Annotated in this window: 12 protein-coding genes; 10 read left to right on the plus strand and 2 right to left on the minus strand. The window is 75.2% G+C overall.

Annotated features, from left to right (window positions below; genetic code table 11):
- Positions 1-154 precede the first annotated feature (154 nt).
- Together AB0D66_RS32325 and AB0D66_RS32330 are read left to right on the plus strand one after the other, a co-directional pair.
- Positions 155-352 (plus strand): hypothetical protein, encoded by a 198-nt coding sequence (locus AB0D66_RS32325; protein ID WP_362310769.1) that lies wholly within the window; start codon positions 155-157, stop codon positions 350-352.
- A gap of 47 nt (positions 353-399) precedes the next feature.
- Complete coding sequence (locus tag AB0D66_RS32330; protein ID WP_362310770.1) at positions 400-1209, plus strand: peptidoglycan-binding protein; 810 nt, start codon at positions 400-402, stop codon at positions 1207-1209.
- A gap of 102 nt (positions 1210-1311) precedes the next feature.
- Here the strand turns inward: AB0D66_RS32330 and AB0D66_RS32335 are convergent, their stop codons facing one another.
- A complete protein-coding gene (locus tag AB0D66_RS32335) occupies positions 1312-2055 on the minus strand; it encodes an SDR family oxidoreductase (RefSeq protein WP_362310771.1) in 744 nt (247 codons plus the stop codon).
- A gap of 177 nt (positions 2056-2232) precedes the next feature.
- Here AB0D66_RS32335 and AB0D66_RS32340 point away from each other — a divergent pair, with 177 nt between their 5' ends.
- From AB0D66_RS32340 to AB0D66_RS32355, 4 genes are all read left to right on the plus strand, one after another.
- Positions 2233-3309 (plus strand): RNA ligase (ATP), encoded by a 1077-nt coding sequence (locus tag AB0D66_RS32340; protein WP_362310772.1) that lies wholly within the window; start codon positions 2233-2235, stop codon positions 3307-3309.
- Positions 3310-4597: 1288 nt separating this feature from the next.
- Positions 4598-7291 (plus strand): glycoside hydrolase family 3 C-terminal domain-containing protein, encoded by a 2694-nt coding sequence (locus AB0D66_RS32345; RefSeq protein ID WP_362310773.1) that lies wholly within the window; start codon positions 4598-4600, stop codon positions 7289-7291.
- On the plus strand, positions 7270-10635 hold the full coding sequence (locus AB0D66_RS32350) for a S8 family serine peptidase (protein WP_362310774.1): 3366 nt from the start codon (positions 7270-7272) through the stop codon (positions 10633-10635). Before AB0D66_RS32345 ends, AB0D66_RS32350 begins: the two co-directional genes overlap by 22 nt.
- Before the next feature lie 184 nt (positions 10636-10819).
- A complete protein-coding gene (locus AB0D66_RS32355; protein ID WP_362310775.1) occupies positions 10820-11911 on the plus strand; it encodes a LacI family DNA-binding transcriptional regulator in 1092 nt (363 codons plus the stop codon).
- 315 nt (positions 11912-12226) lie between these two features.
- On the opposite strand, the gene AB0D66_RS32360 is transcribed toward AB0D66_RS32355, so the two are convergent.
- Positions 12227-13537, minus strand: a complete 1311-nt coding sequence (locus AB0D66_RS32360) for an ROK family transcriptional regulator (protein WP_362310776.1) — start codon at positions 13535-13537, stop codon at positions 12227-12229.
- 157 nt (positions 13538-13694) lie between these two features.
- On the opposite strand from AB0D66_RS32360, the gene AB0D66_RS32365 reads away from it, so the two are divergent.
- From AB0D66_RS32365 to AB0D66_RS32380, 4 genes are read left to right on the plus strand one after another with little or no spacing between them, the layout of a single operon-like run.
- Positions 13695-15017, plus strand: a complete 1323-nt coding sequence (locus AB0D66_RS32365) for a sugar ABC transporter substrate-binding protein (RefSeq protein ID WP_362310777.1) — start codon at positions 13695-13697, stop codon at positions 15015-15017.
- Positions 15018-15027: 10 nt separating this feature from the next.
- Complete coding sequence (locus tag AB0D66_RS32370; RefSeq protein ID WP_362310778.1) at positions 15028-16047, plus strand: sugar ABC transporter permease; 1020 nt, start codon at positions 15028-15030, stop codon at positions 16045-16047.
- Positions 16037-16906 carry a carbohydrate ABC transporter permease gene (locus AB0D66_RS32375; protein WP_362310779.1) on the plus strand — a complete coding sequence of 290 codons (870 nt, stop codon included), beginning with the start codon at positions 16037-16039 and terminating at the stop codon, positions 16904-16906. Before AB0D66_RS32370 ends, AB0D66_RS32375 begins: the two co-directional genes overlap by 11 nt.
- Positions 16903-18297 (plus strand): GH1 family beta-glucosidase, encoded by a 1395-nt coding sequence (locus AB0D66_RS32380; RefSeq protein WP_362310780.1) that lies wholly within the window; start codon positions 16903-16905, stop codon positions 18295-18297. The genes AB0D66_RS32375 and AB0D66_RS32380 overlap by 4 nt, the downstream gene beginning before the upstream one ends.
- The last annotated feature ends 302 nt before the right edge of the window (positions 18298-18599 follow it).

Consider the following 18599-nt stretch of genomic DNA (forward strand, 5'->3'; position numbering starts at 1 on the left):
GGTGCCGGCGGGGACGACCACCAGGTCCACGTGCAGTCCCGCCGCGTCCAGCCGCAGCCCCGGCACCCGGGCGCCTGTCACGTCGCGCATCCGCAGCCTGCAGCGCTGGATGCTCACCTCGGCTCCGGCCTCGGCCGAGGCCGCCACCTCGCTCATGGTCGCGATGTTCAACCTGGCCATAGCCGCCGGGGCGCTGGCCGGCGGCCTCGCCGTCGACGGCATCGCGGCCCCCGCCGCCCCGCTCGTCGGAGCCGCCCTGATGCTGCTGGCCGCGGGCACCGTCTGGGTCACCTCGATCCGTCGGCAGTCCGGCAGAACGGATGGCGCAGGACAGACCGGACACCCGGCTTGACCTGGGACGTCGTGGACGGCGAGAGTGCGCCGGTCGAGATCCACCGCTTGAGCAGCACTTCGGAGAGGCCGCCGATGTCCCAGCCGGGGAGACCCGGTGCCCACGCCTCCGACGAGAGCGCGGGCATCCCCGACGACCACCATCCGCTCGTGCGCCCGTACGTCGCCTCCCCCGGCGGACCGTTCCGGTCGGCGGGGTCGCCCGCCTGGCTGCAGACCGGACCCCTGTCGTTCCCGGGCCCGGCGCCGTCCCGCGCCGCCGCGGCCGCCCCGGCGCCCGATCCGGCCCCCGCTCCCGCTGCGGAGCCCGCCCCTCCCGGCGCGAGACGGCGTCGCGGCGGCGGGCCGGCCGTCGTCATCGGCACCCTGCTCGCCCTCGCCGTGGCCGGCGGGATCGTCCTGCTGCCCGGCGGTTCCGCTCCGCAGCCGCCGCCCCGTTCCGAGCGGGCGCCCGAACTGTCCGTGCCCGTACTCCCCGCGCGCAGTCCGGGCGCGGACGGCGAGCCCGACCCCGAAGCCTCCGCACCCTCCGGCGCGCCCTCGGCCAAGGCCGGGGGGTCCGCCTCACCGGGAGCGCCGACGCCGGCCGCCGGGCCGAGCCCGAAGGCGACGCCCTCGCCCAGCGCCCCGGCCGCGGAGCCGTCCGGCCCGCCGGGAACCCTGCGCATGGGGGACCGCGGGCCCGAGGTGCGCGCCCTGCAGGAACTGCTCTTCGGGCAGGGGTTCACATACGTCTCGATCACGGGCGTGTACGACGGCCAGACCAAGCGCGGTGTCAGCCAGCTCCAGCGCGACCGGGGCATCAAGGGCGACCCGCAGGGCGTCTACGGCCCGGCCACCCGGGCGGCGCTCGCCTGACGGCCCGATCGGGCCCGGCACTCGATGGACGGCCCGAGCGGCCCCGGGCGGCGCTCGCCTGAGGGCCCGGCGGCCGGCCCGGCGCCGGCCCGACGGCCCGCCTCAGCGGCCGCCGGAGACCCGCAGGACGGCTCCGGTCGTGAACGAGGACTCCGGGGACAGCAGCCACGCGATGGCGCCGGCGATCTCCTCGGGCTGCCCGGGCCGGCCGAGCGGGGTGGTGGCAGCGGTTCGGGCCGGGCGGTCGGGATCGCCCATCGCCGCGTGCATGTCGGTCTCGATGACGCCCGGCGCCACGGCGTTGACGCGGATGCCGTCCGGTCCGAGCTCCTTGGAGAGCCCGATGGTCAGCGCGTCCGTGGCGGCCTTGGTCGCGGCGTAGTGCACGTACTCGCCCGGGCTGCCGAGGGTGGCGGCGGCCGAGGAGACGTTCACGATCGCCCCGCCGCCGGCCTCCGCCATGTCCCGGGCCGCCCGGCGGCAGCAGAGCAGGTACCCGAGGAGGTTGACCTCGACGACCCGCCGCAGGTCCTCGGTGCGGGCGTCGGCGAGCCGGCCCAGCGGGCCGGTCACACCGGCGTTGTTGACCAGTCCCGTCACGGTGCCGAGTTCGGCGCCGGCGATGTCGAAGAGGCGCTCGACGCCGCACTCCTCGGAGGTGTCCGCGCGTACCGTCACACAGCGGACCCCGGCCGCCCGGACCCGCTCGGCGACGGCCTCGGCGGCCGCCACGTCACGGGCGTAGCCGAGCGCCAGGTCGTGCCCGTCCGCCGCGAGCCGCAGACAGGTCGCGGCGCCGATGCCCCTGCTGCCGCCGGTGACGACGGTGACCGGACGAGGTGACATGGCGGGCTCCCGGGTGCCGAAGGTGCGTTCGGGGCCGAGGATACGACAGGGCGCCCGGACCTCCCTCCCCCCACCCACCCCTCGCCCCCTAGCACTCCTAAAAGCGCTGGACCAGCGAAAATGGCGGCGCCGAGAGTAGGGGCGGCACGACATCCGCACGTCCGAGGGGGACCTTCCATGTCGACTTTGAGAGTCACGGCCGAGGAGCTGACCGTCCACGAGCATCCGAACGCCGACGCGTTGGAGCTGGCCCAGGTGGGCCTCTACCGCGCCGTCGTCGCCAAGGGCGCCTACCGGACGGGCGAGTTCGCCCTCTACATCCCCGAGCAGGCGGTCCTGCCCGCCGGGTTGATCGAGGAGCTGGGCCTGACGGGACGCCTCGCCGGAAGCTCGGCCGACCGGGTCAAGGCGGTCCGGCTGCGCGGGGAGCTCTCGCAGGGACTGGTCTGCCGGCCGCGGGCGCTCGCCGACGTCGACCTGGTGCGGGCGGCCAAGGAGGGCACGGACTTCGCGGAGCTGCTCGGCATCACCAAGTGGTCGCCGCCCGTCCCGACCACGATGAGCGGCGACGTGGAGCCGGCTCCCGATCTGATGCCGTGGCTGGACATCGAGAACCTTCAGCGCTATCCGCACATCTTCGAGCCGGGCGAGCCCGTCGTCCTCACCGAGAAACTGCACGGCACCGCCGGCCTGTTCACGTATGTCGCGGACGGCGGGCGGGCGCTGGTCTCGTCGAAGGGCTTCGGTGCGAAGGGGCTCGCGCTGCGGGAGGACGAGCGCAACGTGTACTGGCGGGCGGTACGCGGCCACGGGGTACCGGCGGTCGCGGCCGCTCTGTCCGAGCGGCTCGGCGCGTCGCGGGTCGGGATCTTCGGCGAGGTGTACGGGGCGGGCGTCCAGGACCTGGCGTACGGGACGGACGTGCGCACCGCGGACTCGCCGCCGGGGTACGCGGTCTTCGACGTGTCCGCGGAGATCGATGGGCAGGTGCGGTGGCTGGATCCGCGGGAGGTGCTGGCGGAGGGTGAACTGCCGCTGGTGCCGCGGCTGTACGAGGGCCCGTACGAGCTGGACAAGGTCCTGGAGGTGGCCAGCGGCCGGGAGACCGTGTCCGGACGGGGCCTGCACCTGCGCGAGGGCGTCGTCATCCGCCCGTCGACGGAGCGCTACAGCCCGGTGCTGGGCGGCCGCGCGATAGCCAAGGCGGTCAGCCCGGCGTACCTGACGCGCAAGGGCGGCACGGAGTACGAGTAGGGGCCGTGCCCGCGCCGGGGCTTGGCCGTGCCCGTGCCCGTGCCGGGGCTTGGCCGGGGGCGCGGCGGGGCTCGGCGGTGCCCGTGCCGGGGCTTGGCTGCTCGTGCCGGGGCTTGGCCGTGTCCGTGTCGGGGCTTGGCTGCGCCCATGCCTGGGCTTGGCTGCGCCCGCGTAGGGCCCTGGCGGGGGCCGAGCCGGGCCCTGGCCGTGCCCGTGCCGGGGCTTGGCCGTGCCCGTGCGGGCTTGGCCGTACCCGCGCCGGGGCTTGGCCGTACTCGCGTGGGGCCCCGGCCGTGCCCGTGCCGGGGCTTGGCTGCGCCCGTGCTGGGGCTTGGTCGTGCCCCTGCCGTGCCCTGGCCAACCCCGCGCCGGGGTTTGGCTGCGCCCGCGTTGGGCTCTGACGGGAGGCGCCGCCGGGGCTTGGTCGTGCCCGCGTTGGGCCCCGGCCGTGCCCGTGCCGGGGCTTGGCTGTGCCCGCGTCGGGCTCTGACGGGGGGCTTGGTCGTGCCCGTCTCGGGGCATGCGCCCGCGCTGTGCCCGTGCCGAGGACTCGCTGCCCGTGCCGGGCGTGGCTGTGCCATGCCCGTGCCGGGCTCGGCGTATCCGCGTCGGCTCCTGGCCGCGCCCGTGCTGGGGCTCCGCCCCGGTCGCGGGGCTCGGGCGACGGCGGGGTTGAGATTGCCCTGCGGCAATCGGGCCGCGCCGGTTGGTCGGCAGCGGCCGAATCCAGCCCCGCCGGCGTTTGAGGCGCGGGCGCGGAGCGCCGTACGGGGTCCGGGGCGGAGCCCCGGTCAGGGAAGGGGCGGGGTGGGGGACTTGCCCGCGCAGCGGCCCCAGGCGCAGCTCCGACCCCACACCCCGGGGCCGCACCCAGGCAGCCCGACGATCCCGCCCCGCCCCGCGCTGCGGAGTTCTCCCCTGCCGCCCGGTCCATCCCCCGCCCCGCGCTGCCGAGTTCGCCTCTTCCGCCCGGACCGGCCCAGCCCGCCCCTTCCGCCCGGCGGGCCCCTCCCGCCCGGTGAGCCCCGGCCGCCCGGCCCAGCCCGCCCCTTCCGCCCGGCGGGCCCCTCCCGCCCGGTGAGCCCCGGCCGCCCGGCCCAGCCCAGCCCGCCCCTTCCGCCCAGCCCGCCCCTCCCGCCCGGCTGACCCGTCCCGCCCGGTGAGCCCCAGCCGCCCGGCTGAGCCCGCATCCCCCGCCCCCCGCAAGGCCGTTGACAGCGCCCCGGGGCCCGGGGATCATCCTGGGAGAGCGCTCTCCCAGGATGATCCCGGCGAAAGGCACACCGGCATGGACCGCGGCCCCGAGCCCCCACTCGACCTACGCGCAGCCGTCCGCATCCTCACCGGCGCCGACACCTGGCGGACCCACCCCGAACCGGCCCTCGGGCTTCGAGAGATGGTGTTCTCCGACGGCCCCGCCGGCGTCCGCGGCCCCGGCTGGGACGAGGCCCGGACCTCCGCCCTGCTCCCCTCCGCCAGCGCCCTCGGCGCGCTCTGGGACGAGGACCGGGTGAGGCGGCTCGGCGAGCTGCTCGGAGCCGAGGCCCGCCGCAAGGGGGTGCACGTCCTCCTCGCGCCCACCCTCAACCTGCACCGCAGCCCGCTCGCCGGACGGCACTTCGAGTGCTTCTCCGAGGACCCGCTGCTCGCGGCCCGCACCGGCGCGGCCCTCATCCGCGGCATCCAGTCCCAGGGGGTGGCGGCCACCGCGAAGCACTACGTCGCCAACGACTCCGAGACCGAACGGCTCACCCTCGACGTCCGGGTCGGGGAACGCGTGCTGCGCGAGCTGTACCTCGCCCCCTTCGAGGCCGCGGTCCGCGCCGGCGTCTGGGTGGTGATGTCGGCGTACAACCAGGTCAACGGACAGACGATGACGGAGAGTCCGCTGCTCGCCGATCCTCTGAAGGAGGAGTGGGGCTTCGACGGGGTGGTCGTGTCCGACTGGGGCGCCGGCCGGTCGACGGCCGCCTCGGCCGCCGCCGGGCAGGACCTGCTGATGCCGGGCCCCGACGGGCCCTGGGGAGAGGCGCTCCTGGACGCGGTGAAACGCGGGCTGGTCCCGGCCGAGGCGGTCCGGGACAAGGCGCGCCGCGTACTGCGCCTCGCCGAACGAGTCGGCACCCTCACAGCCCCGCCCCCCACCGGCACCTCGGGCACCAGCGCCGGTGCCCCCGCGCCCAGCGTCGCCTCAGGACCCGGCGGCGGCCCCGCCCCCGGTGGTGTTCCCGCTTCCGGTGGCGGGTCGGCGCCCGCCGCCGGCGCAGCGGCGGCCTCCGGCGCCAACGCCGCGTCCGGCGTCCGGGCGCTGCTGCGTGAGGTCGCCGCCGCGAGTTTCGTGTTGCTCGAGAACAGGGGCGTGCTGCCCCTGGATCCCCGGGCCCCGGGCGCCGTCGCCGTCATCGGCGCGCACGCCGACGACCCCCGCGTCCAGGGCGGCGGCAGTTCCGAGGTGTTCCCGCACGCCGTGGTCACCCCGCTGGCCGGGCTGCGGGACGCGCTGCCCCCGCAGGTGCGCCTCGTGTACGAGCCCGGCCCGGCCCCGGACGGCGCCGGCGGCCAGGCGCCGCTCGGCGCGCGGCACGCCCGGGACCCGCAGACCGGCGCCCCCGGCGTACGGCTGCGCGTGCTCGACGCCGCCGGCGCCGTACTGCACAGTGCCCACCAGCCCTCGGGCCGGGTGCTGGAGCCCGAACTGCCCCCGGGCGCCGACACCGTGGAGCTGGCGGCCGTACTCCACCCGGACGCGACCGGAAGCTGGACCCTCGGGCTCGGCGGCTTCGGCGCGCTCGGCCTCACGGTCGCGGGGACACCGGTGCTGGCGGGGGAGTTCCCGCCGGAGACGGACGACCCGGCCGTGGTGCACGTCCGACCGCCGCAGCACACCGCCCGCGTCCACCTCACCGCCGGCCATCCCGTCGAGGTCCGCGCGCGGCGCCGTCTGGCCCCCGGCACCGGCCGGGCCACCGTCCTGACGGCCGCCGCGCCCGCCCCCGACCCCGCCGAGTCCCTCGCCGCCGCCGTGGCCGCCGCCCGCGCGGCCGACGTGGCGGTGGTCTGCGTCGGCACCACCGACGGCGCGGAGTCCGAGGGCCACGACCGCGGCTCGCTGCGACTGCCGTACCCGCAGGACGAGTTGGTGCGCCAGGTCGTCCGCGTACAACCGCGTACGGTCGTCGTCGTGAACGCGGGCGGCCCCGTCGAACTCCCCTGGCGCGCAGAGGCCGCCGCCGTCCTGCTCACCTGGTTCCCCGGCCAGGAGGCGGGCCACGCCCTCGCCGACGTCCTGCTCGGCCGCACCGAGCCCGGCGGCCGGCTGCCCACCACCTGGCCCGCGACCCTCGCCGACGCCCCGGTCCGCACCACCCGCCCCACGGCCGGGGTGCTCCCGTACGAGGAGGGACTGCACATCGGGCACCGGGCCTGGCTGCGCGCGGGCAGCACCCCGGCCTACTGGTTCGGCCACGGCCTCGGCTACACCACCTGGCGCTACGAGGCGATCGGCGAGCCGCGGCCGCACGCGGACGGCGGCCACGAGATCCCCGTCGTGCTGCGCAACACCGGCTCCCGCCCCGGCCGCGAGGTGGTCCAAGTCCACCTGTCCCGGCCCGACTCGGCGCTCGACCGGCCGGTGCGCTGGCTCGCCGGCTGGTCCGCCGTACGGGCCGCGCCGGGCGAGCGGGTCACGGCGTACGTCCGGCTTCCCGCGCGCGCCCTCCAGCACTGGTCGCCGACGGCCCGCGCCTGGGTGTCGGAGCCGGGCCGCTTCACCGTACGGGCGGGCCCGACCGCCGGTGAACTCCCGCTGCGGGCCTGGCTGGACACCGCCGAGCCGGGCGCCCCGCCGGCCGCTCCCCGGTCCCCCCTCGATCCGCCCGCGCCGGCGGGCAACCGAACCCCGCCCCTCGTGCGTGGTACCGGGGAACGCTTCGGCACGCGCACGAAGACGGGGGAACACGGATGGGATCCACACCACGAGTGAAGAGGGCGGCGCTCGCCGCCGCGTTGGCCGGGCTGCTGGTCACGGGAACGGTGTCGGCCGGCGCCCAGCCGGCGCTGGCGGCGAAGCCCACCGCACAGGACGCCGGCCCCACCGCACAGCCCGGCAGGAAGGCCGCGGCGAAGCCGCCGGCGACCGTGACGCTGATCACCGGCGACCGCGTCGTCGTCGGCGCCGACGGCAGCGTCGTCCGGCTGATCCGCGGCAAGGGCCGCGAAGGGACCGGCTTCTCGGTGCGGCGCGAGGGCGGGCACACGTACGTCGTTCCGCAGGACGCCCTGCGCATGGTCGGCGACGGCGTCCTCGACCGGCGCCTGTTCGACGTCGCCCAGCTGGTCCGGGACGGGTACGACGACGCGCACGGCAGCACCCTGCCCCTGATCGCCGGCTACCGGCGGGACGGGGCGGGAGCCCGCACCGCCGACGGCGACGTGTTCGCCGGGGTCGCCCGCGAGCGCCGGGCGCTGCCCGCCATCGACGGGGAGGCGTTCGACGTGCCCAAGGCCGAGGCCGCCGCCCTGTGGGCGGCGGTTGCCGGACGCGCGGAGGCCCGCACGGCGGGAGCCGCTCCCGAGACGCCCGTCGCCCGCCTGTGGCTGGACGGCAGGGTCCGCGCCGTCCTCGACACGAGCGTGCCGCAGATAGGCGCGCCCGCCATGTGGCAGGCGGGCTACACCGGGCAGGGCGTCAAGGTGGCGGTCCTGGACACGGGCGTCGACGAGACCCACCCGGATCTGAAGGGTGTCGAGACGGCTCAGAAGAACTTCAGCGGGTCTCCCGACTCCCTGGACCGCCACGGGCACGGCACGCACGTGGCCTCCACCGTCGCCGGGTCGGGCGCCGGCTCGGGCGGCAGCCGCAAGGGAGTCGCGCCCGGCGTGCGGATCCTGGACGGCAAGGTCCTGGGCGACGACGGCTTCGGCTCGTACTCGGACATCGTCAGCGGTATGCAGTGGGCGGTGGACCAGGGAGCCAAGATCGTCAGCATGAGCATCGGCGGCTACGACGACCCGGGCGTCGACCCGATGGAGGACGCGGTCGCCCGGCTTTCGGGCCAGGCCCTGTTCGTGGTGGCCGCGGGCAACGACGGCGACGGCGCCCGTACGGTCAACTCGCCCGGCAGCGCCCCCGCGGCGCTCACCGTCGGCGCCGTCGACAAGCAGGACCGCATCGCGGACTTCTCCAGCCGGGGCCCGACCGTCGACGGGGAGTCCAAGCCGGACGTCACCGCCCCGGGGGTCGACATCACCGCCGCGCAGAGCACGCAGAGCGGGTATCCCCCCGGCGACGGCTACCAGACCATGTCGGGCACCTCGATGGCCACCCCGCACGTCGCGGGAGCCGCCGCCCTGCTGCTGCAGCAGCACCCCGCCTGGAGCGGCGCCCAGCTGAAGGCGCTGCTGACCGGATCGGCCAAGCCCGACCCGGCACTGGGCGCCAACGACCAGGGCGCGGGCCGCGCCGACCTGGCCCGGGCCGCCACGGCCTTCGTCGTCTCCGAGCCCGGCTCGCTCGGCTTCGGCACGCAGGCCTGGCCGCACACCGACGACAAGCCGCTCACCAAGTCCCTCACCTACCGCAACCACGGCACGCAGGCCGTCACGCTCCGGCTGAGCGCGTCCGGGACCGACCCGGCGGGCAATCCGGCCCCGGCCGGGATGTTCACCGTCAAGGACGCCGAGCTCACCGTCCCCGCCGGCGGCAGCGCGACGACCACCGTCACCGCCGACACCGGCAAGGGCACGGTCGACGGCGCGTTCGGCGGCAGCGTACTGGCCGCCGGGGGCGGCCAGTCGGTGCGCACCGGCCTCGCGGTCGTCCGCGAGGTGGAGTCCTACGACGTCACCCTGCGGCACCTGGACGTCGACGGGGCGAACCCGCTGACCTACTCGACGACGATCACCGAGGTGAACGCGGACGGCGAGGGCCCGGTGGGGCACGGCGGGGTTCCGTACGACCCGAGCGGCACCGTCGTCCAGCGGCTGCCCAAGGGCGAGTACCTGCTGGAGAGCCTCGTGTTCAGCGAGGGCAACCGCATGGCCGTGTTCGTCCAGCCGGTGCTGAGGGTGGGGGCGAACACGACCGTCCGCCTCGACTCCCGCAAGGCCAGGCCGTTCGCCGTCACCGCCCCGGACCGGGCCGCACGACTGGTCGCTTCCAGCGCCGCGTACGAGTACCCGCCCGCCGGGGTGGCCGGCTACTTCGCCACCGACGGCCACACCCGGCTCCTCACCGCCGCGCTCGGCCCCGCCGCCCCCTCGCTGCGGGCCCAGTACAACGGCCTCTGGAAGAGGCCCGGCGCGGCGGGCGGGGACGCCGACCACCGGCTCGCCTTCCACCGCACGGGCAGCTGGTTCACCGGCCTCGACCGCACCGTCAGGCGGTCCGAGGTCGCCGAAGTGAAGCTCGGCTTCGGGGCGTCCGTCACCGGGGCGAAGGGCGTGGTCAGCGCCACGCCCTTGGACGCGGAAGGCTTCTCCGCGGGCGTGCAGCCCGAGTCGGAGCGGAGCCTGCCGCTGGCCGCCACCCAGTACGTCAGCACCACCGGGGTGCGCTGGGCCTGGACCGCTTCGCAGCTCAACGGCCTGGGCGAGGAGCGCATGGTCTACACGGCGAGTCCGGTGGCCTACAAGCCCGGTACGCGCCACACGCTGCACTTCAACACCGGTGTGGTCGGACCCGATCTGGCGGCCGGGGGAGAGCAGGGCGCGAACCGCTACGGCGACTACATCGACGCCGGCGTCCTGCTGTTCAACGACGGCAGCGGTCACGCGGGCTCCTCCGTCACCACCGACGGCTTCGCCCGGCTGGAGTCGGGCGGCCGGGTCATCGCCGAGGGGCCGGCCAACGGCCGGCTGAGCGCCGAGGTCCCGGCCGCGTCCGCGGCGTACCGGCTGAGCATGGAGGCGAGCCGGTCCGCCGAGGACACCAGCATCAGTACGAAGGTGGCCGTGGCCTGGACGTTCACCTCGGCCCGCCCGCCCGCGGAGGAATCGGCCCCGCTGCCGCTGTCGACGGTGCGGCTCTCGCCGAAGCTGAGCCTGAGGGGGACGGCTCTGGCGGGCGGCACCCTGGACGTACCGCTCCGGCTGGGCGGGGCGGCCGCCGAGCCCGGCCGGGTCGCCGCGCTGACCGTCAAGGTCTCGTACGACGGGGGTGCGACCTGGAAGCCGCTCACCGTGACGGCGGACGCCGACGGGTCCCGCTCGGTGCGGGTGAAGCACCCGTCGACCGCCGGGGGAGTGTCCTTCCAGGTGGACCTGACGGACAAGGGCGGCAACACGATGCGGGAGACCCTCACGAACGCCTACCGCCTGGCTCCGTGAGGCGACCGCCCGACGCCGAGCGGCCCGGCCCTCCCACGGCCCGGCCCTCCCACGGCCCGGCCCTCCCACGGCCCGGCCCCGCTGGACCCTCCGGCCCGACCCCGCACCGCGCGGGGCCGGGCCGGAGGCGTTGCGGGGGGAACCGGCCGGGCTGCGTGGCGGGCGTGGGCGCTACAGTGCCGCCATGGACACGGGGCGGGGTGCGGGAAAGGGCCTGGCGGGGACGGGAGTCGGGGCGGGCGGGGCGCCGACCCTGGAGGACGTGGCCCGGGCGGCGGGGGTGTCCCGGGCCACGGTGTCCCGGGTGGTCAACGGCGTCCGGAACGTGGACCCGGCCATCCGGCAGGCGGTCCAGCGGGCCGTCGCCGCGACGGGGTACGTGCCGAACCGGGCCGCCCGGTCCCTCGTCACCCGCCGGTCCGGAACCGTCGCGCTGGTCGTCTCCGGCGCGGGCTCGGGAGAGGCCGGCGTGCGGGACGGGTTCGCGGCCCGGGTGTTCGAGGACCCGTTCTTCGGGCGCGTGGTCAGCGGGGTCGTCCGCGCCCTGCGGCCGGCCGGTGTGCACCCGGTGCTGATGTTCGCGGATACCGCGGAGGACCGGGCCGAGGTGCTCGCGTACCTGGCGCAGGGCAGCGCGGACGGAGCGCTGCTGGTCACCACCCATCCCCGGGACCCGCTCCCCGGATTGCTCGCGGCGGCCGCGCTGCCCGCCGTTCTGTTCGCCCGCCCGGCGCCGGGCGTACCGCTCGACCACGTGGACCTGCGCCACCGCGAGGGCGGGGCGCTGGCGGCCCGGCACCTGCTGGGGTTGGGGCGGGGCAGGCTCGCGGTGATCGGGGGCCCGGCGGACGTGCCGGCGAGCCGCGAGCGGCTGGCGGGCTTCCGCGAGGCGGCGGCCGGCCGCCCCCTCGCGGTGCTCCGCGCAGCCGAAGCGGACTTCACGCTCGACGGGGGCGAGCGGGCGATGCGCCGCCTGTTGGCCGAACAGCCCGACGTGGACGGGGTGTTCGCCGCGAACGACCTGATGGCGCAGGGGGCCTGCCTGGTGCTGCGCGAGCACGGCCGGCGGATCCCGGACGACGTGGCCGTCGTCGGCTTCGACGACTCCGGCGCGGCGGCGGCCTGCCGGCCCCGGCTGACGACCGTACGCCAGCCGGTGGAGGACATGGCGGCGGAGATGGTCCGCCTGCTCCTGGACCGCGTCGCGGGCACCGCCGCCCCGGAACCGGCCTCGGTGCTCTTCCATCCCGCCCTGGTGGTCCGCGACTCCGCCTGACCGGCGCCGAGGCCGCGCCCCGGCGGGCCCGCGCCCCGGCGTACGCGCCTCGGCCGGTACGCGCCCGTGCCTCGGTCCGGGCCCCGGCCGGTCCGGGCCCCGGCCGGCCTGCGCCTCGGCGGGCCTGCGCCTCGGCGGGCCTGCGCCCCGGCGGGCCCGCGCCCCGGCGTACGCGCCTCGGCCGGCCCGCGCTCGGCTGGTCGGCGCTCGGCCGGTACGCGCCCGTGCCTCGGTCCGCGCCCCGGCCGGTCCGGGCCCCCGGCCGGTCCGCGCCCCGGCCCCGGTGCGCCCGCCCGGTCCGGGTCCGGCGCGGTCTCAGAGGCCCGCGCCGCGCACCTCCAGGGCCGTGCGCCAGCCCGGGGGTTCGGCCGGGGGGCCGGGAGCCGTGCGGCGGCCGCCCGTCGCGAAGAAGGCGGCCAGGGGGAGGGTCGCCGCGCCGACCGTGACCGCGTCGGGTCCCAGGGAGCCCAGGCCGACGGTGACCCGGTCGGCCGGGTGCCGCAGGGCGTACCGCGTCGCGTGCCCCCGTACGGACGGGAGGATGTGGGGGCCCAGCATCAGGCCGGCCCAGCCGCCGATCAGGATGCGCTCCGGCTGGAACAGGTTGATCAGGTCGGACAGGCCCGCGCCCAGGTACTCCGCGGTCTCCTCCAGGACTTCCCGCGCCACCGGGTCCCCCGTACCCGCCGCGGCCAGCAGGGCGGACAGGGCCTCCTCCTCGTCCACGGAGTCCACCGGCCGGCCGCCGGCCGCGCCGCCCCGCTCCGCCCAGCGCGCCAGCAGGGCCTCGGCGCCCGTGTACGCCTCCAGGCAGCCCAGCGCCCCGCACCGGCAGCGCCGCCCGCGCACGGAGACCGTCAGGTGGCCCCACTCCAGCGGGGTGCCCTCCGTGGTCCCGCCGTCCGGCGAGCCGTCGGTGATCAGGCTCGCGCCGACGCCCGAGCCGAAGAGCACGACGACCGCCTCCCGGGCCCCACGGCCCGCCCCGAACCACATCTCCGCCTGGCCGAGGGTCCGCGCGCCGTTGTCGATGATGTACGGGACCTCCTCCGGCAGAGCTCCGGTGGCGCGCAGCAGCTGCTCCAGCGGGACCGCGTCCCAGCCGATGGTCTGGCCGTGCACCACGGTCCCGTCCGGCGCGTCGCGGTCCACGATGCCCGGCACCCCGACGCCCACGCCCAGCAGCCGCTCGGTCCCGACCCCGGCCTCGGCGAGCACGGTCTCGATGCCGTGCCGGATGTGGTCGACGATGGGCGCGACGTCGTAGCAGCCGCGCGGCAGCAACGGCATCTCCGTGCGCGCCAGTTCGGTGAGGGTGAGGTCGAACAGCTCGACGCGTACCCGGGTTTCGCCGACGTCGACGCCGATCATGTGGGCGCTGCCGGGCGACACCCGCAGCAGGGTGCGGGGCCGTCCGCCGTCGGAGTCGACGATGCCGGCCTCCTCCAGTAGTCCGTCCGCGACGAGCTCGCCGACGACGTTGCTGACGGATCCCGAACTCAGCCCGGTGGCGGGCCCCAGTTCCTGGCGGCTCATCGGGCCGCCGAAGTACAGCCGTTGGAGGACGGCGCTCCGGTTTCCCCGCCGCAGGTCCCGCACCGTTCGCCCGCTACGCCCCGTGGTCATCCGGCCCCTTCCGCAGTGACATCGCTCGCAACATACCCTTGCGCGACCCCTTGACGCGACCCTTTCACGAGGCTTAACTCACGTCCTAAATTAAGGCCTGGACGGAGCACTCCACGCCGGCCTTCCCCCCGACCCCGCCGAAAGGGACCGAGCCGCCATGCGCAGAACCAGAGCCGCTGCCGCCGCCGCTGTCGCAGTCTCCCTCCTCGCCACCGCCGCCACCGCCTGCGGCGGCGGATCCGCGGACACCGGAGGCGGTACCAACACGGCCCCCAAGGAGCTCACGTACTGGGCCTCCAACCAGGGGCCCGACATCGCGGCGGACCAGGCGACGCTCGGCCCCGAGCTGAAGAAGTTCGAGCAGCAGACCGGCATCAAGGTCAAGCTCGAGGTCGTCCCCTGGTCCGACCTGCTCAACCGGATCCTCGCCGCCACCGCCTCCGGACAGGGCCCGGACGTCCTCAACATCGGCAACACCTGGTCCTCCTCGCTCCAGGCCACCGGCGCCCTACTCCCTTGGGACGCGAAGAACTTCGAGGCGATCGGCGGCAAGGACCGCTTCGTCGAGTCCGCCATCGGCTCGGCCGGGGCCGTGGGCAAGGACCCGGCCGCCGTCCCGCTCTACTCGATGTCCTACGCGCTCTACTACAACAAGAAGATGTTCCAGGAGGCGGGCATCGAGAAGCCCCCGGCCACCTGGGACGAACTCGTCGCCATCGGCCAGCGGCTGTCCAAGGACGGCAAGTGGGCGCTGGGCGCCGAGGGTTCGAACCTCTCCAACAACATCCACCAGGCCTTCGTCCTCTCCAAGCAGCACGGCGCCGAGTTCTTCGACGCCGCCGGCAAGCCCACCTTCGACACCCCCGCCAACGTCGAGGCGGTCAAGCAGTACGTCGACCTGATGGCCAAGGACAAGGTCATCTCGCCGGGGAACGCCGAGTACGACAAGAACCAGTCCCTCCAGGACTTCGCCAACGGCAAGACCGCCATGGTCCTGTGGCAGAACGCGGCGAGCAGCTTCAAGGCGCACGGAATGAAGGAGGGCGACTGGGGCGTCGCCCCCGCCCCCGTCCCGGCCGGCGGCACCCCCGGCGCGGGGAAGAACACCAACTCCATGGTCGCCGGCATCAACATGGCCGTCTTCAAGAACACCGACAACATCGACGGCGCCCTGAAGTTCGTCAAGTTCATGACCAGCGACGAGGAGCAGAAGCTGCTCAACAGGACCTACGGCTCCATCCCGCCGGTCAAGTCCGCCCAGACCGACCCCGCCTTCGCCACCGAGGACCTCACCGTCCTGCGCAACACCCTCGCCACCAGCGCCGCCCCGCTCCCGCAGGTCCCCGAGGAGTCCCAGTTCGAGACCGCCGTCGGCACCGCGGTCAAGGAGCTCTTCGCCGACGCCGCGGCCGGCCGTCCCGTGACCACCGATTCGGTCAAGGCAAGGCTCACCAAGGCCCAGCAGCAGATGTCGAACTGAGCCGCGCCCGATGACTTCCGCACCCGCCACGCTCCCACCCGACACCGCGACGGGGCGGCGGCAGCGCGGTACGGCGGCCCGCGTGCGCCGCCCCGGCCGCCCGCCGCGCCCCGGCCGCCTGCGCCGCGGCGCCCTGCCCTACCTGCTCCTGCTGCCCGCCCTGCTCCTCGAACTGCTCATCCACCTCGTCCCGATGGCGATGGGCATCATGATGAGCTTCCGCGAGCTCACCCAGTTCTTCATCCGGGACTGGTCCGGCGCCCCCTGGACGGGCTTCGACAACTACGCACTCGCCGTCGACGTCAACCGGCCCGTCGGCGAGGCCCTCCTCGGCTCCTTCCTCACCACCTGCCTGTTCACCCTGCTCTCCGTCGGCCTGTGCTGGCTGCTCGGCACAGCCGCCGCCGTGTTCATGCAGGAGACCTTCCGCGGCCGCGGCATCCTGCGGGCCCTGTTCCTCGTCCCGTACGCGCTGCCCGTCTACGCGGCCGTCATCACCTGGGCGTTCATGTTCCAGCGGGACAACGGCCTGGTGAACCACGTCCTGCACGACCAGCTCGGCCTCGGCGGCGCCGAGCACACCTTCTGGCTGCTGGGCGACAACAGCTTCTGGGCGCTGCTGACCGTGTCCGTGTGGAAGGGCTGGCCCTTCGCCTTCCTCATCGTGATGGCAGCCCTGCAGAACATCCCCAAGGACCTGTACGAGGCGGCCGCGCTGGACGGGGCGGGCATCTGGCAGCAGATCCGCCGGATCACGCTGCCCTCGGTCGGCGCGGTCAACCAGGTGCTGATCCTGGTGCTGTTCCTGTGGACCTTCAACGACTTCAACACGCCGTTCGTGCTGTTCGGCAAGTCCGCCCCCGAAGCCGCGGACCTGATCTCCATCCACATCTACCAGTCGAGCTTCGTCACCTGGAACTTCGGCACCGGATCGGCCATGTCCGTCCTCCTGCTGCTCTTCCTCCTGCTGGTCACCGCCGGCTACCTGCTCCTGACCACCCGCGGCCGGAGGGACGCCGATGCCCGCTAGCCCCCGGGTCCGCAGCCCGCTCGACCCGCCCCGCTCCTTCCGGGTGATCCGGGCCGTCTTCCTCACCCTGCTCACCGGCTTCGTGCTGCTGCCCGTCTACGTGATGGTCACCAGCTCCCTCAAGCCCCTCAAGGACGTGGCGGGGGAGTTCCGCTGGATCCCCAGCGGGCTCACCATCCGCCCCTACATCGACATCTGGCACACCGTGCCGCTCGCCAAGTACTTCGTGAACTCCCTGATCGTGGCCGGCGCCGCCACCGTCTGCTCCGTGGTCATCGCCGTGTTCGCCGCGTACGCCGTCAGCCGCTACCGCTTCCGCGGCAAGCGCCTCTTCACGGTCACCGTGCTCTCCACCCAGATGTTCCCCGGGATCCTCTTCCTGCTGCCGCTGTTCCTGATCTTCGTGAACATCGGCAACAGCACCGGCGTCGCGCTGTACGGGTCCCGCGGCGGGCTCATCCTCACCTACCTCACCTTCTCCCTCCCCTTCTCCATCTGGATGCTCATCGGGTACTTCGACTCGGTGCCCCGCGACCTCGACGAGGCGGCCACCGTCGACGGCTGCGGCCCGCTCGGCGCACTGTTCCGGGTCGTGATCCCGGCAGCCGTCCCCGGCATCGTCGCCGTCGCCGTGTACGCCTTCATGACCGCCTGGGGCGAGGTGCTCTTCGCCTCCGTCATGACGAACGACACCACCCGCACCCTCGCCGTCGGACTGCAGGGCTACTCCACGCAGAACGACGTGTACTGGAACCAGATCATGGCCGCCTCGCTCGTCGTCAGCATCCCCGTCGTCGCCGGATTCCTGCTGCTGCAGAAGTACCTGGTGGCCGGACTCACGGCAGGAGCCGTCAAATGACCCTTTCCGAAAGCCTTCCCGTCACCGGGGCCCAGCCCGCCGAGCGCGCCGTCGACCTCGACGCGCTGCCCGCCGACTTCGCCTGGGGCACCGCCACCTCCGCCTACCAGATCGAGGGCGCTGCCGGCGAGGACGGCCGCGCCCCCTCCATCTGGGACACCTTCAGCCGCGTCCCCGGCGCCGTGGACGGCGGCCACACCGGCGACACGGCCTGCGACCACTACCACCGCTGGCCGGACGACATCGCCCTGATGCGGGAGCTCGGCACCAACGCCTACCGGCTCTCGGTCGCCTGGCCGCGCGTCGTACCGGGCGGCGACGGGCCCGCCAACGCCAAGGGCCTCGACTTCTACGACCGGCTGACCGACGGACTGCTCGCGGCCGGCATCGAGCCCAACGTCACCCTCTACCACTGGGACCTGCCCCAGGCCCTCCAGGACCGGGGCGGCTGGCCCGAGCGCGCCACCGCCGAGCACTTCGCCGCGTACGCCGGACTCGTGGCCGAGCGCCTCGGCGACCGCGTCACCCAGTGGGCCACCCTGAACGAGCCGCTGTGCTCGGCCTGGATCGGCCACCTCGAGGGCCGGATGGCCCCCGGCTGGACCGACCTCACCGCCGCCGTCCGCGCCTCCTACCACCTGCTGCTCGGCCACGGCCTCGCCGCCCAGGCCGTCCGCGCCGCCCGGCCCGCCGCCCGCCTCGGCATCGTCAACAACCTCTCCACCGTCGAGCCCGCCACCGGCAGCGACGCCGACCGGGCCGCCGCCCGCCGCATGGACGGCCACGTCAACCGCTGGTGGCTCGACCCCGTCCACGGCCGCGGCTTCCCCGCCGACATGCGCGAGGTCTACGGGGTCGACCTCCCCGAACGCCCCGGAGACCTCGCCACCATCGCCGCCCCCCTCGACTGGATCGGCCTCAACTACTACTTCCCGCAGGTCGTCACCGCCGACCCGGCCGGCCCCGCGCCCTTCGCCCGCCAGGTCGACCGGCCCGGCGTCCCGCGCACCGGAATGGACTGGGAGGTCGACGCCGACGGCCTGGAAACGCTGATCATGCGCCTGCACGAGGAGTACGGGGACCAGCGCATCCACATCACCGAGAACGGCTCCTCGTACCCCGACACCGTCGCCCCCGACGGCCGCGTCCACGACCCCGAACGGGCCGCCTACCTCACCTCCCACCTGGCGGCCTGCGCCCGCGCGGCCCGCCGCGGCGCACCGGTCGCCGGCTACTACGCCTGGTCCCTGCTGGACAACTTCGAATGGGCCTACGGCTACGACAAGCGCTTCGGCCTGGTCCACGTGGACTACGCCACCCAGCGCCGCACGGTGAAGTCGAGCGGCCGACGCTACGCCGAGATCATCGCCGCGCACCGCGCCGCGCACTGACGCACCCGCCGCCGAGGCTTCCCGTCCCGCGCCCGCCCCGCTTCTCGGGCCGGGCGCGGTGTGCGTGGTGGGATGGGCCCCAGGAAGGGTCCAGCAGCTCACGGAGAGGTCGGGTACATGCCGCAGGACAACACCATGCGTGGGATGGCGTACGAGACGTACGGCGGAACGGAGGTGCTGGGGGAGACCCGGCTGCCGGTCCCCAAGGTCGGCCCCGGCGAGGTCCTCGTCCGAGTGAAGTACGCCTCGGTCAACCCGGTCGACTGGAAGATCATGGCCGGCGGCCTCGACGCCCTGATGGA

Origin of the sequence: Streptomyces sp. NPDC048270 (assembly GCF_040652335.1) — a bacterium.
Lineage (GTDB): Bacteria > Actinomycetota > Actinomycetes > Streptomycetales > Streptomycetaceae > Streptomyces.